Genomic DNA, 13,668 nt, shown 5'->3' on the forward strand with positions numbered 1-13,668 from the left:
TGCTCAGCCGGTGGCGGCGCCGGTCGGCCAGTAGCCGGGGACGGCGGTCTGCTGTCGGGGGACGTTGAAGCGGTCGCCGGGGGCGGTCCAGAAGCCCTCGCGGAGGGAGAGCGCCATGCCGGCCCAGTCCAGGGCGGTCTCCACGGTGTGGTGGAGGGCTTCCTGCGACCAGGTGTCGTCGAAGACCAGCGGCAGGACGGGGGCGACCTGCTCGATGGTGGCGATCAGCGGGTTGTGGGTGATGGCCTCGTCGACGAGCAGGACGATCGGCTTGCGCAGGGCCGACGCCCAACCGAGTTCGAGGCTCACTCCGGCCGAGAGCGGGGCTCCGACGTAGGCGAACACCAGGTCCGCGGACTGCAGCGCCCGGAAGTCGGACGGCACCCGGGGCTCAGGGGCCCGGCCGGAGACGGTCCAGGCGTCGCTGTGGTGCGCGCTGTACACGGCGGCACCGCTGCGGAGGAGGGTGGTGCGGAGCGTCGTCAGCCGCGTCCGGCTGGCGAGCGTCACCACACTGTCTGCGGGACCGGTCAGCCGCATCAGCGGCGCGGCCAGGAACACACGTGCACGCCGACCCTCAGGGGCCTGGCTGTCGTGCTGACGCAGGTAGGGCTCGGTCATGTCGACTCCGGGGGAAGGCCGACCAGGGGAGAGAGCGTCGGCTATGCGTTGGATGTGGGCTGCTCTTTGGAGTGGTGCGCTGGTGAACGGTGAACGACTTAGCATTTGACGGTACATTGGCAAGGTGTGGTCCTTGCCGGACCATCGGGAGCGAACTGATCGTCCATCGGGGGGCGGCATCACGTCCAGGGTTGGCCTGTGTCATCTGTATGCCTGGCAGGGAGATGACGCACACTCCACAGGCGGGGCGGGTGACAGCCCCCCTCTCGTGCGGCACTATGTGAGCCGTTATCCTGCTTGGCGGTTCTAGTGGCGATTCTCGAGAGAGAGTGGGGGCGTGACTGACATGCGCCGATTTGTCCGTAAAGTTATGCTTTGCTTTGCCATTGCCGCGGCTGTGCTTGGCGTCGGTTCTCTCGCGAATGCTGCCTGCTCTCACGATGTGACCACCGTTAAGGCTGCCGTGACTGTCGCGGACGACCTCTCCTGGCAGTGAGTCCGGTCAGGGCGAGCGCCTGGCGGTTTGTCAGGACCGCGAAGTATTCGCTGACCGGCGGTCCGGGGTCGGCGGAGGCGTCAGTCGGCAGACTCCTGAGTTTTTCGGCCGAGAACGTATCCAAGCTGGAATAGCGAGTCGACTTTGTAGTCGTCCCGCATTTCGGCGATATGCCGCGCCAGCGTTCGCTCGCTTATGCCCAGGCGTCGTGCGATGACGCGGTGATTGGTCCCCTCAAGCATCTGGTCGATGATTGTTTGACGCAGACGGGACACCACCTGCTGGGGAACCGTACGGGCTCCATCGAACTCCAGTGCACGGCTCCAGCATCGCTCGAACACTTCCTCGACGAGGTAGTCGATGACTGCAGGGTCATATATGAAGGCCGCGAGGCTCATGTCATCGACGATCGGGATGACGGCCACGCGTCGATCCATCACCAGGAGCCGCGTATAGGGCTCGTCCAGGGTCCGGTACTGGCCGCCGGCGCGGGCGAGTGTGGCCACGTAATCCCTGGTCGGCTGGTGGTAGCGGGTGCTGGCATGGTAGATCGTCCGCATCTTCGTACCGCTGCGCAGCGTTTCCAGGTCCTGCTCGATCATTCCTGAGAGGATCTCCGGAAGGCGGGGGCCGCCGGGTTGAAGCGCCAGAGCTTCCTCCATACCGGAATCTCTGAAGTGCTGCACCCGCTGGCGAATAAGGGCCTTTCCCTGCACGTGCTCGATTGAGCCTCCCGGCTGCTTCGGGGCATGGAATTCCCGTGCCAGCTCCTGCAGTTCGGAAGGGAGGGAGACGGCGCGGGACAAGAGATCCAGCGCTTGACGCTGCCATGAATTGCTGAGGCTTGTCGAAAGCTGGGTCGGGTCGGCGGCTATGAAGGTAGTCGGGTCATCACTGTCGGGCACGAGGAGGCCAATCTTCACCAGCTCTTCTCGCGCAGAATCATTCTGCGCGGCATTTGGCCCAGTCGGCAGATTTCCGTCTCCTCGGATGACGGTGAGATATAGCTCTCTTGCCTCGGCCGACAGGACCGTCGAGCCGGCGGCAACGGGCTGTTCTCGTTCACTCATCCGCGACTCCTTGCCGTTACCGTGATACCTGTGTCCCGTCAGCGCTGCTGCTGGATGGCGTTTCAGCATGCCAGATCCGCCGAGTCCTCTGGAGAGGGAATGTGACGCACTCTCTCACCACACGCCAGCCGCCGGCACCCCCCGAACAGGAGGGAGCCGGCGGCTGGCGGGGCGGGCAGTGCCTCGGGTCAGCGCTTGGGGCGCCAGACGACGAGGGCGCTGGACTGGGGGGTGGGGGGCTGGTAGGGCACCAAGTCGCGGCGGTAGGAGGCGTGGACGGCGGCCTCGCGCTGCTGGAGGGCGGCGGCGGCGCTGTCGAGGGAGTCGGCCAGTTCGGTGATGCGGGCCTGGAGGGCGGCGACCTGGTTCTCCAGCTCGATGATCCGCTTGATGCCGGCCAGGTTGATGCCCTCGTCCTGGGAGAGCCGCTGGACCTCGCGCAGTTGCTGGATGTCGCGGGCGGAGTAGCGGCGGCCGCGGCCGGCGGTGCGGTCGGGGCTGACCAGGCCGAGGCGGTCGTACTGGCGCAGGGTCTGCGGGTGGAGGCCGGAGAGTTCGGCGGCGACCGAGATGACGTACACCGGGGTTTCCTCGGTGAGTACGTACTGTGGCGGGGCGGCCGCGCGCCGGGGGCGGCGGGGGGCGTTGCCGGGCAGGCCCTCGCCGAGCCCGGGGCCGATCGGGCCGCCGGCGTCCATCGGGTTGGTCGGGTTCATCGGGTTCGGGGACATCTGGTCGTCACGCTCCCTTCGCCGCCCGGAAGAGGGCGGCTCGCGGGTCGTCGGAGGCGGTGGCCTCGCGGTACTGCTCCAGGGCGTTCAGCGCGTCGCCGGTGACGTGCTGGGGCACCACGACCTCGACGGTGACGAGGAGGTCGCCGCGGGTGCCGTCCTTGCGGGTGGCGCCCTTGCCGCGGGCGCGCATGGTGAGGCCGTTGGCGCTGCCCGGGGGCAGCTTGAGCTTGACGGCGGGGCCGTTGAGCGTGGGCACCTCGATGGTGGCGCCGAGGGTCGCCTCGGGGAAGGTGACCGGGACGGTGACGGTGAGGTTGTCGCCCTTGCGCCCGAAGACCGGGTGCGGGTCGACGTGCACGGTGACGTAGAGGTCGCCGGGCTGGCCGCCGCGTTCGCCCTGGGCGCCCTTGCCCTTGAGCCGGATCCGCTGGTCGGCCTGGACGCCGGCGGGGATGCGGACCTGCATGGTGCGGGCGGAGCTGGCCCGGCCGCTGCCGTGGCAGTCGGGGCACGGGTCGTCGACGATCATGCCCCGGCCGCGGCAGTCCTTGCAGGGCTCGGAGAGCGCGAAGGCACCCTGACCGCGGCTGACGGTGCCGGCGCCGACGCAGGTGGGGCAGACCCGCGGGGTGGTGCCGGACTTGGCGCCGGTGCCGTTGCAGAGGCGGCAGGGGGCCTGGCTGGTCATCCGCAGGGGGACGGTGGCGCCGTCCACGGCCTCCTCGAAGGAGAGCGTCACCTCGGTCTCGACGTCGGCTCCGCGCCGGGGCTGGGCCTGCCGGGGGCCGCCGCGGTTGAAGAGGCCGCCGAAGACGTCGCCGAGCCCGCCGCCGCCACCGCCGCCCTGGCCGCCGCTGAAGAGGTCGCCGAAGTCGAAGCTGTAGCTGCCGGTGCCGGGGCCGCCGGTGCGGAAGCCGCCGTTGGCGAAGAGGCTGCGCGCCTCGTCGTACTCCTTGCGGCGCTTCTCGTCGGAGAGGACGTCGTACGCCTCGGAGATGTCCTTGAAGCGTTCCTCGGCCTTGGCGTCGCCCGTGTTCGCGTCGGGGTGGAACTCGCGCGCCAGTTTCCGGTAGGTCTTCTTGATCTCGGTGGCGGTGGCGTCCTTGGGCACGCCGAGGACCTTGTAGTAGTCCTTCTCCACGTAGTCCTTGCCACTCATGCGCCCACCTCGCTGCGCTCGGCAGCCGCTGAGCGGGGCACGCACCTCTTCATGGTTCGCTCGCTGCGCTCGCTCACGGCTTCCGCCACCTCCCGATGTCCATCGTCACTGCGCTGTCAACAGCCGCCGAAAGAGGAGCCGTTGACAGCGCGCTGCGGAGTCGGCCGCCGTACTGGCCGGCACTCGACTCCGCAGCGCACTGGTTGTCAGCTGTCACAGGTTGTCAGCTGTCCGAGCCACCGTCGGGCTTGTCCTCGCCGGACTCGGCCTCGGCGTCCGGGCCGGGCGTCGTCTGGGTGCCCGGCTGGGGCTCGGCCACGGCGACCATCGCCGGGCGGATGATCCGCTCGCCGATGCGGTAGCCGGGCTGGAGGATCTGCACGCAGGTGTCCTCGGTGACGTCCGAGGAGTAGCTGTGCATCAGTGCCTCGTGCTGCGTCGGGTCGAAGGGCTCGCCCTCCTTGCCGAACTGCTGCAGGCCCAGCTTGGCGACGACCGTCTCCAGGGACTCGGCGACGGACTTGAAGCCGCCCGTCACCTCGCCGTGCTCGCGGGCGCGGCCGATGTCGTCCAGGACGGGGATCAGGGACTCCAGGATGTTGGAGACCGCGATCTCGCGGACGGTCAGCCGGTCGCGCTCGACCCGCTTGCGGTAGTTCTGGTACTCGGCCTGCAGGCGCTGCAGGTCCGCGGTGCGCTCGGCCAGCTCGCGCTTGGCCGTGGCGAGTTCCTCGGAGCCCTCGCCGGCACCGCCGGCGGCGGCGGCCTCCTCGGCAGCCTTGATCACGGCCTCCTCGGCGGCGGAGTCGTCGCCGGGCTTGCCGCCCTGCGGCTTGTCCGTCATGCCGACGCACCGCCCTTGGGCTTCTCGTCGTCGACGATCTCGGCGTCGACGACGTCGTCCTCCTTGGCCTGGGTGGACTCGCCGGCCGCGGCGGCACCGGCACCGGCGGCGTCGGCGTTGGCGTAGAGCGCCTGGCCGAGCTTCTGGGCGGTGGTGGAGACCTTCTCCGAGGCCTCGCGGATCTTCGCGATGTCCTCGCCCTTCAGGGCCTCCTTGAGCTCGCCGATGGCGGTCTCGACCTCGGTCTTGACGTCGCCCGGGAGCTTGTCGGCGTTGTCCGCGATGAACTTCTCGGTCGAGTAGACGAGCTGCTCGGCGGAGTTGCGGGTCTCCACGGCCTCGCGGCGCTTGTGGTCGTCCTCGGCGTACTGCTCGGCCTCGCGGCGCATGCGGTCGACCTCGTCCTTCGGCAGCGAGGAGCCGCCGGTGACGGTCATCTTCTGCTCCTTGCCGGTGCCGAGGTCCTTGGCGGCGACGTGCATGATGCCGTTGGCGTCGATGTCGAAGGTGACCTCGATCTGGGGCAGGCCGCGCGGCGCCGGCGGGAGGCCGGTCAGCTCGAACATCCCGAGCTTCTTGTTGTACGCGGCGATCTCGCGCTCGCCCTGGTACACCTGGATCTGTACGGACGGCTGGTTGTCCTCGGCCGTCGTGAAGATCTCGGAGCGCTTGGTCGGGATCGTGGTGTTGCGCTCGATCAGCTTGGTCATGATGCCGCCCTTGGTCTCGATGCCGAGGGACAGCGGGGTGACGTCGAGCAGCAGGACGTCCTTGACCTCGCCCTTGAGGACACCGGCCTGGAGCGAGGCGCCGATGGCGACGACCTCGTCCGGGTTGACGCCCTTGTTGGCGTCCTTGCCACCGGTGAGCTCGCGGACCAGCTCGGCGACGGCCGGCATGCGGGTGGAACCGCCGACCAGGACGACGTGGTCGATCTCGGCGAGCGAGATGCCGGCGTCCTTGATGACGTTGTTGAACGGGACCTTGCAGCGCTCCAGCAGGTCCGCGGTCAGCTGCTGGAACTGGGCGCGGGTGAGCTTCTCGTCCAGGTGCAGCGGGCCCTCGGCGGAGGCCGTGATGTACGGCAGGTTGATCGAGGTCTCGGAGGACGAGGACAGCTCGATCTTGGCCTTCTCGGCGGCCTCGCGCAGACGCTGCAGGGCCATCTTGTCCTTGGACAGGTCGACGCCGTGGCCGGCCTGGAAGACCTTGACCAGGTGGTCGACGACGCGCTGGTCCCAGTCGTCACCACCGAGGTGGTTGTCACCGTTGGTGGCCTTCACCTCGACGACCCCGTCGCCGATCTCCAGCAGGGAGACGTCGAAGGTGCCGCCGCCGAGGTCGAAGACCAGGATGGTCTGGTCGTCCTTGTCGAGGCCGTACGCGAGGGCGGCCGCGGTCGGCTCGTTGACGATGCGCAGGACGTTCAGGCCCGCGATCTCGCCGGCCTCCTTGGTGGCCTGGCGCTCCGAGTCGTTGAAGTACGCCGGGACGGTGATGACGGCGTCGGTGACCGTCTCGCCCAGGTACGCCTCGGCGTCGCGCTTCAGCTTCTGCAGCACGAAGGCCGAGATCTGCTGCGGCGTGAAGTCCTTGCCGTCGATGTTGATCTTCCACCCGGTGCCCATGTGGCGCTTGACCGAGCGGATGGTCCGGTCGACGTTGGTGACCGCCTGGCGCTTGGCCACCTCGCCGACGAGGACCTCGCCGTTCTTGGCGAAGGCGACGACGGACGGCGTGGTCCGCGCGCCCTCGGCGTTCGTGATGACGGTGGGCTCGCCACCCTCCAGAACGCTGACGACCGAGTTCGTCGTGCCGAGGTCGATGCCGACCGCGCGTGCCATCGTAGATACCTCCACGGAAGAGTTGAGCTTTACAGGCTCAAGGATGCACGACCCGGCCGGGGGCGTCAACAGGTATGAGTGCGAGCCGCTCAACTTTGCTGAGGCCGCCCCCCGTCCCGCCGGGGCGGCGACCGGCGGCTGCGGGGCGGGGCGGCGCGCGCGCCGTCACGTGACTGCCGCCATAGCTTGGGAACCTTCTGGAGAACTGTTGCCCACCGGTAATGTCCGGGCCGTCGGCCCGGCAAGTTACCGACCAGTACAATCTCTTCGGAAAACCGCAGAGACTGCTCAACCGCAAGCCGCAGGAGACGGAGAGCGATGCAACTAGCAGCGATCGTCATCTCGCTGGTCACCTTCGTGATCGGCACCGCGCTCGCCCTCCGTGCGGCGTGGCACATCTTCAGGGTGGTGCTGACCGGCGCGCCGGACTCCACCCGCTTCGGGAAGCCCGCCCGGCGCGTGGGCACCGTGGCGACCGAGTTCTTCGGACACACCCGGATGAACCGCTGGGGGATCGTGGGCATCGCCCACTGGTTCGTCGCGGTCGGCTTCTTCAGCCTGGTGCTGACCATCGTCAACGCGATGGGCCAGCTGTTCGACGCCGAGTGGGAACTGCCGATCATCGGCAACTGGATGATCTGGCAGCTCTTCGTCGAGCTGGTCGGCACCCTGACCACCCTGGGCATCGCCACCCTGATGGTGATCCGCCTGATGAGCCTGCCGTCCAGGTCGGGCCGCAAGTCCCGGTTCGCCGGCTCGATCGCCTGGCAGGCGTTCTACGTCGAGTACACGATCCTCGGCATCGGCATCTGCATCCTGATGCTGCGCGCCCTGGAGGGCGCCCTGGCCGGCGTCGACTCCTACGGCCCGGAGCACCTGGTCTCGTACCCGATCACCTCCGTGCTGAGCGGCCTGTCGCACGGCACACTGGAGAACCTGGTCTACCTGTTCGCGATGCTGAAGATCTGCATCTCGTTCGCGTGGGCGATCACCATCGGCCTCAACCCCTCGATGGGCGTGGCCTGGCACCGCTTCCTCGGCTTCTTCAACATCTACTTCAAGCGCGAGGAGGACGGCGGCACCGCGCTGGGCGGGCTCCGCCCGATGACCAGCAACGGCCAGCCGATCGACTTCGAGGACCCGGCCGACGACGCCGTCTTCGGCGTCTCCCAGGTCGAGCACTTCTCCTGGAAGGGCATCCTCGACTTCTCCACCTGCACCGAGTGCGGTCGCTGCCAGTCGCAGTGCCCCGCCTGGAACACCGGCAAGCCGCTCTCGCCCAAGCTGCTGATCATGAGCCTGCGCGAGCACGCCTACGGCAAGGCGCCGTACCTGCTGGCCGGCGGCGGCAAGGACATGGAGGGCACCGAGAAGGCCACCGCCGAGCAGCTGAAGGACGTCCCGGCGGCCGCGCTGGCCGAGGCCGAGCGCCCGCTGATCGGCACCGCCGAGGAGAACGGCGTCATCGACCCGGACGTGCTGTGGTCCTGCACCACCTGCGGCGCCTGCGTCGAGCAGTGCCCGGTGGACATCGAGCACGTCGACCACATCGTCGACATGCGCCGCTACCAGGTGATGATCGAGAGCAACTTCCCGACCGAGGCCGGGACGATGCTCAAGAACCTGGAGAACAAGGGCAACCCGTGGGGCATGGCCACCAAGGCCCGCCTGGACTGGGTCAAGGAGCTCAAGAAGGAGACCGGCATCGAGGTGCCGGTGATCGGCGAGGACATCGACCCCGCCGAGGTCGAGTACCTCTACTGGGTCGGCTGCGCCGGCGCCCTGGAGGACCGCGCCAAGAAGACCACCAAGGCCTTCGCGGAGCTGCTGCACACGGCGGGCGTCAAGTTCGCGATCCTCGGCAAGGAGGAGACCTGCACCGGTGACTCCCCGCGCCGCCTGGGCAACGAGTTCCTCTTCCAGATGCTCGGCGCGCAGAACGTCGAGACGCTGAACGCCGCGCTGGAGGACGCCCCGACCAAGCGGATCGTGGCCACCTGCCCGCACTGCTTCAACACCATCGCCAACGAGTACCCGCAGCTCGGCGGGCACTTCGAGGTGATCCACCACACCCAGCTGCTGCAGCACCTGATCGACGAGGGCAAGCTCGTCCCGGTCAACCCGGTCGAGGGCCTGATCACCTACCACGACCCCTGCTACCTGGGCCGCCACAACAAGGTCTACAGCCCGCCGCGCGAGATCATGGACAAGGTCCCCGGTCTGCGCCAGCAGGAGATGCACCGCCACAAGGAGCGCGGCTTCTGCTGCGGCGCCGGCGGTGCCCGGATGTGGATGGAGGAGCGCATCGGCAAGCGGATCAACACCGAGCGCGTGGACGAGGCGCTGTCCCTCAACCCGGACATCGTCTCCACCGCCTGCCCGTTCTGCCTGGTGATGCTCTCCGACTCGGTCAACGGCAAGAAGAACGAGGGCGCGGCCAAGGAGCACCTGAAGGTGGTCGACGTGGCCCAGCTGCTGCTCGACTCGGTGAAGGCGACCCCGCCGACCGAGGCCGAGGAGCCGGCGACGGTGGACGCGTAACGGCGCCGCTGATTCGACAGTTCTGCTACAACCGCCCGGCCCGGTGGACGCCGCCAAGGCGCCCGCCGGGCCGGGCTTTTCGGTGCCCCGGGGACCGCCGGCGGTACGGCGGGCGGACGGCGAGTGACGTCAATCGCACGACCGCCGGACGGGCATCCGGTCGGAAGGAAATACAGTAGGCGCCGGACCGGCGACGAGCCGGTCGACCCGTTCCGGACGGGAACGGACCACCGACGGAGGTATCGGCCCGCCGGGCCGGGCCGCAGAGACCACAAGGGGAACAGCGCAGACCATGACCGAGGCGATCATGCTCGTCGGTGGTAAGGGCACGCGACTGCGTCCGCTGACCACCCACACCCCCAAGCCGATGCTGCCGGTGGCAGGCGTCCCGTTCATCGCGCACCAGCTGGCCCGCGCGGCCGCCGCCGGGGTCACCCGGGTGGTACTGGCCACCTCCTACCTGGCCGAGGTGTTCGAGGACCACTTCCAGGACGGCACCCCGTACGGCATCGAGCTGGTGTACCTGACCGAGCGCGAGCCGCTGGGCACCGGCGGGGCCATCCGCAACGCCGCCTCCGGGCTGACCTGCGGACCGGACGAGCCGGTCCTGGTCTTCAACGGCGACATCCTCTCCGGCCTCGACATCGCCGCCCTGCGCGACGGCCACGTGGCCGTCGGGGCCGACGTCACGCTGCACCTCACCCGGGTCGAGGACCCGCGGGCCTTCGGCCTCGTCCCGACCGACGCGAACGGGCGGGTGCTGGAGTTCCTGGAGAAGCCGGAGACGCCGGAGCAGATCGTCACCGACCAGATCAACGCCGGCTGCTACGTCTTCACCCGGTCCGTCATCGACCGCATCCCGGCCGGCCGGGAGGTGTCCGTCGAGCGCGAGACCTTCCCCGAGCTGCTGGCCACCGGCGCCCTGCTGCGCGGCGTCGTCGACACCTCGTACTGGCTGGACCTCGGCACCCCGGCCGCGTTCGTCCGCGGCTCGGCCGACCTGGTGCTCGGCAAGGTCGACTCCCCGGCCGTCCCCGGCCCGACCGGCGACGCCCTGCTGCTGCCCGGCGCCACCGTCCACCCGGGCGCGGTGCTCAGCGGCGGCACCGTGGTCTCCGCGGACGCGGTGGTCGAGGCCGGCGCGATCGTCGAGGGCAGCGTCATCCTGCCCGGCGCGGTGATCGGCCCGGACACCCTGGTCAAGGACTCGATCGTGGGCGCCTTCGCCACCGTCGGCGACCGCTCGGCGCTGGACGGCGCGGTGATCGGCGACGGCGCGATCGTGGAGTCCGACAACGAGCTGCCGAGCGGCATCCGGATCGCCTGCGGCACCCTGCTGCCGGTCGGCGCCGTACGCACCACGGCCGGCCCGGGCGGCTGCCCGGCGGGCACCACGGCGGCCGCGGCGGTGCACGGGCCGTCGGTCACCGCCCAGCGGTAGCGGGCTCCTCCGGCCCGGTTCCTCCGGTTCGGCCCCTCCGGTCCGGTTCCTCCGGCCGGGCCTCCTCCGTGGGGCTCCGGGGGCGGCTTTCGGACCCGTTCGTCTCAGGCTCGCTGCAAACCGGCCCCGGCTCCGTCCGGGGCCGACGCGCGTTGGGCCGGACGGGTACCTTCGGAGCGTGGCTGGTAATCGATACGACAGCGGTCAGGGTGCCGGCCGTCCGCACGGCGGACGGCCGGCCCCGCCCGGGGGGTACGGGCGGACGGACGGGCCCGTGGACGGGCCGGAGTACTTCACGTCCGCGCACCCGACGGTCGGCGGGCTAGGCGGCCCCGGCGGTCACGGCAGCGGTCCGGGCGCCACGGTCGGCGACGGGTACGACCCGTACGCGGCCGACCGGCCCGGCAACACCCGGGCCTTCCCGCTCGGCGACCCGTACGAGCCGCAGCGCGACCCGTACCACCGGCAGCAGCCGTACTACGCCCCGCCGCCGGGCCCCTACGACGACGACGGTGGCTACGGACAGCAGCCGCCGTACGGTCACCAGCCCCCGCCGCCCTACGGCGGCCAGGACCAGCACCCCCCGTACGGTCAGGACAACGTCACCACCTACCGCGCCGGCGGCCAGTCCGCCCCGCACGTCAGCGGGCCCCGGCCGCAGTGGCGCGAGCTGTTCGTCGGCATCTTCCGCACCCCGACCGCGATCTTCGACCGCACCCGCGACCACCAGGTCTGGCTGCCCGCCCTCACCGTCTCGCTGCTGTACGGCGTGCTCGCGGTGCTCGGCATCGGCCTGACCCACGACGACATCGTCAACTCGACCTTCTCGGTCGCGCTGACCGGACTGTTCGCCGCGGCCGTCGGCTTCACCGTGGCCGGGGCGGTGTTCGGCGCGGTCACCTACGCGCTGGCCCGCCAGCTCGGCGGCGACGGCCCGTGGAAGTCGACGGTCGGCCTGGCCGCGCTGATCGGCTGGCTGACCGACGCCCCCCGGCTGCTGCTCGACCTGGTGCTGCCCTCCGGCAGCGCGGTGGTCCAGGCCGTCGGCTGGGCCACCTGGCTGCTCTGCGCGTACCTGCTGACCGGCATGGTCCGGCGGGTGCACGACCTGCCCTGGGGCAAGGCGGCGGGTGCCGCGGCGGTGCAGCTGGTCGCGCTGTTGGTGTTGATCAAGCTGCCGACCCTGGGCTGAGGGGCGAAGGGCACAATGGTGGGCGGGTCCGGCCGGTAGGCGCTGGGCCCGCCCACCCTCGTCCAGTCCCAGCCACGGAGTGCGCCATGACCCTCCCCACCACCCACGTCAGCTTCCCGGCCGGGGCGGTGACCGGCGAGTCCCAGGTGCTGGCTGTGCACCCGCTGGCCGACGGCCGGTACGCGGTGGTGACCGAGTCCACCCCGTTCCACCCGCTCGACCACACCTGGCCCGACCAGCCGGCCGACCACGGCACCCTCACCGTCGACGGCACCGAGCTGGCCGTGGTCGACTGCCTCACCGGCGCGGTCGGCCCGGACGGCGGCGCCCCGCTGGTCGGCGCCGAGATCCCGGTCAAGCGCGGCGACGAGGAGTGGTCCTGGCTGGTCCTGCACGTCCTGGCCGCCGACCCCGGCGACCTCACCGGCCGCACCGCCGTCCTCTCGGTCGACGCCGAGCGCCGGGCCGCCCTGAGCGCCTCGCACAGCGGCTGCCACCTGCTCGCCCTCGCCCTCAACGCCGCGCTCGCCCCGCGCTGGCGCAAGGACCCGGGCCGCTCGGACGCCTTCGGCAACCCCGACTTCGACAGCCTCGCCATGGCCGCCTCGGTGATGGACACCCAGGCCAGCACGGACACCTACCGGCTCGGCAAGTCGCTCAAGAAGAAGGGCTTCACCGTCGACGCCACCGAGGACTTCCCCGCCCTCGCCGACGCCCTGCCCGCCCTCACCGAGGCCGTCAACGCGCGGCTCGCCGCCTGGGTCGCGGCCGACGCCCCGGTCCGGATCGACGTCCCGGGCCCCGAGCTGACCGCCCGCCGCCAGTGGCACTGCGAGCTGCCCGAGGGCGGCGCGCAGATCTTCTGCGGCGGCACCCACCTGCACCACCTGGGCGAGCTCGCCGAGCTGCGCACCGAGCTGCGGCTGTCCGAGGACGGCGCCGAGCTGGTCGCGGTCACCAGCCCGAAGCGGGCCTGAGAAACGCCGCGGGCGGCCGTCCCCCTCGTTCGTGGGGACGGCCGCCCGCCGTGCGTGCACTCCGTCGTGGTGCGGCCCGAGTCGCGGTGCGGGCCGAGTCGTGGTGCGGTCAGACCTGGCTGCGGTGGAAGTTCAGGTACGAGCGGGACGGCGTCGGGCCGCGCTGGCCCTGGTAGCGCGAGCCGTAGCGCTCGGAGCCGTACGGGTGCTCCGACGGCGAGGAGAGCCGGAACAGGCACAGCTGCCCGATCTTCATCCCCGGGTAGAGCTTGATCGGCAGGGTCGCGACGTTCGACAGCTCCAGCGTCACGTGGCCGCTGAAGCCGGGGTCGATGAAGCCCGCGGTGGAGTGGGTGAGCAGGCCCAGCCGGCCCAGGCTCGACTTGCCCTCCAGCCGGGAGGCCACGTCCTCGGGCAGCGTGATGACCTCGTACGTCGAGGCCAGCACGAACTCGCCGGGGTGCAGGATGAACGCCTCGTCGCCGTCCGGCTCGACCAGCCGGGTCAGGTCCGGCTGCTCCTCGGAGGGGTCGATGTGCGGGTACTTGTGGTTCTCGAACACGCGGAAGAAGCGGTCGAGGCGCACGTCGATGCTCGACGGCTGGATCATCGCCGGGTCGAACGGGTCGATGACGACCCGGCCCAGGTCGATTTCGGTCCGGATGTCCTTGTCAGAGAGCAGCACGTCTCGAGGTTACGTGCACGACGGGGCCCCGGACGAATCCGTCCGGGGCCCCGGGTGTCCTCCC

At 70.3% G+C, this 13,668-nt stretch carries 10 protein-coding genes and 1 pseudogene; 4 read left to right on the forward strand and 7 right to left on the reverse strand.

Going from position 1 to position 13,668, the window contains the following annotated elements; translation table 11 throughout:
- Nucleotides 1–3 precede the first annotated feature (3 nt).
- The 6 genes from HS99_RS10450 to dnaK form a co-directional block, all read right to left on the reverse strand.
- On the reverse strand, nucleotides 4–621 hold the full coding sequence (locus HS99_RS10450; RefSeq protein ID WP_050366685.1) for a TIR domain-containing protein: 618 nt from the start codon (nucleotides 619–621) through the stop codon (nucleotides 4–6).
- 576 nt (nucleotides 622–1,197) lie between these two features.
- Entirely contained in the window at nucleotides 1,198–2,187 is a 990-nt protein-coding gene (locus tag HS99_RS10455; RefSeq protein ID WP_141763686.1) for a helix-turn-helix domain-containing protein, read from the reverse strand.
- 188 nt (nucleotides 2,188–2,375) lie between these two features.
- The gene (locus HS99_RS10460; protein WP_030278375.1) at nucleotides 2,376–2,918 is read right to left on the reverse strand and encodes a heat shock protein transcriptional repressor HspR; all 543 of its coding nucleotides are present in this window, start codon (nucleotides 2,916–2,918) and stop codon (nucleotides 2,376–2,378) included.
- A gap of 7 nt (nucleotides 2,919–2,925) precedes the next feature.
- Nucleotides 2,926–4,080: a molecular chaperone DnaJ gene (gene dnaJ / locus HS99_RS10465; RefSeq protein WP_030278377.1), complete on the reverse strand. Its 1,155-nt coding sequence runs from the start codon at nucleotides 4,078–4,080 to the stop codon at nucleotides 2,926–2,928.
- Between the two features lie 223 nt (nucleotides 4,081–4,303).
- Nucleotides 4,304–4,924 (reverse strand): nucleotide exchange factor GrpE, encoded by a 621-nt coding sequence (gene grpE / locus HS99_RS10470; protein WP_030552046.1) that lies wholly within the window; start codon nucleotides 4,922–4,924, stop codon nucleotides 4,304–4,306.
- A complete protein-coding gene (dnaK, locus tag HS99_RS10475) occupies nucleotides 4,921–6,768 on the reverse strand; it encodes a molecular chaperone DnaK (RefSeq protein ID WP_030278381.1) in 1,848 nt (615 codons plus the stop codon). The genes grpE and dnaK overlap by 4 nt, the downstream gene beginning before the upstream one ends.
- A gap of 318 nt (nucleotides 6,769–7,086) precedes the next feature.
- Between dnaK and HS99_RS10480 the strand changes: the two genes are divergently transcribed.
- The 4 genes and pseudogenes from HS99_RS10480 to HS99_RS10495 all read left to right on the forward strand — a co-directional run bounded on the left by HS99_RS10480 (nucleotide 7,087) and on the right by HS99_RS10495 (nucleotide 12,919).
- On the forward strand, nucleotides 7,087–9,309 hold the full coding sequence (locus HS99_RS10480) for a (Fe-S)-binding protein (RefSeq protein ID WP_030552044.1): 2,223 nt from the start codon (nucleotides 7,087–7,089) through the stop codon (nucleotides 9,307–9,309).
- A gap of 292 nt (nucleotides 9,310–9,601) precedes the next feature.
- Nucleotides 9,602–10,666, forward strand: a pseudogene (manB, locus tag HS99_RS10485) (mannose-1-phosphate guanylyltransferase); the annotation flags it as partial.
- Nucleotides 10,667–11,024: 358 nt separating this feature from the next.
- The gene (locus HS99_RS10490) at nucleotides 11,025–11,942 is read left to right on the forward strand and encodes a Yip1 family protein (protein WP_050366687.1); all 918 of its coding nucleotides are present in this window, start codon (nucleotides 11,025–11,027) and stop codon (nucleotides 11,940–11,942) included.
- A gap of 86 nt (nucleotides 11,943–12,028) precedes the next feature.
- Complete coding sequence (locus HS99_RS10495) at nucleotides 12,029–12,919, forward strand: alanyl-tRNA editing protein (RefSeq protein WP_030278385.1); 891 nt, start codon at nucleotides 12,029–12,031, stop codon at nucleotides 12,917–12,919.
- Nucleotides 12,920–13,028: 109 nt separating this feature from the next.
- Here the strand turns inward: HS99_RS10495 and dcd are convergent, their stop codons facing one another.
- On the reverse strand, nucleotides 13,029–13,604 hold the full coding sequence (gene dcd, locus HS99_RS10500; protein ID WP_030278387.1) for a dCTP deaminase: 576 nt from the start codon (nucleotides 13,602–13,604) through the stop codon (nucleotides 13,029–13,031).
- Nucleotides 13,605–13,668: the final 64 nt, after the last annotated feature.

Origin of the sequence: Kitasatospora aureofaciens (assembly GCF_001188955.3) — a bacterium.
In the GTDB taxonomy this organism is placed as follows: Bacteria; Actinomycetota; Actinomycetes; order Streptomycetales; family Streptomycetaceae; genus Kitasatospora; species Kitasatospora aureofaciens.

Coding starts and splice junctions, on each gene's coding strand:
- HS99_RS10450 (WP_050366685.1), bottom strand. CDS start 621: ATGACCGAGCCCTACCTGCGTCAGCACGACAGCCAGGCCCCTGAGGGT.
- HS99_RS10455 (WP_141763686.1), bottom strand. CDS start 2,187: ATGAGTGAACGAGAACAGCCCGTTGCCGCCGGCTCGACGGTCCTGTCG.
- HS99_RS10460 (WP_030278375.1), bottom strand. CDS start 2,918: ATGTCCCCGAACCCGATGAACCCGACCAACCCGATGGACGCCGGCGGC.
- dnaJ (WP_030278377.1), bottom strand. CDS start 4,080: ATGAGTGGCAAGGACTACGTGGAGAAGGACTACTACAAGGTCCTCGGC.
- grpE (WP_030552046.1), bottom strand. CDS start 4,924: ATGACGGACAAGCCGCAGGGCGGCAAGCCCGGCGACGACTCCGCCGCC.
- dnaK (WP_030278381.1), bottom strand. CDS start 6,768: ATGGCACGCGCGGTCGGCATCGACCTCGGCACGACGAACTCGGTCGTC.
- HS99_RS10480 (WP_030552044.1), top strand. CDS start 7,087: ATGCAACTAGCAGCGATCGTCATCTCGCTGGTCACCTTCGTGATCGGC.
- HS99_RS10495 (WP_030278385.1), top strand. CDS start 12,029: ATGACCCTCCCCACCACCCACGTCAGCTTCCCGGCCGGGGCGGTGACC.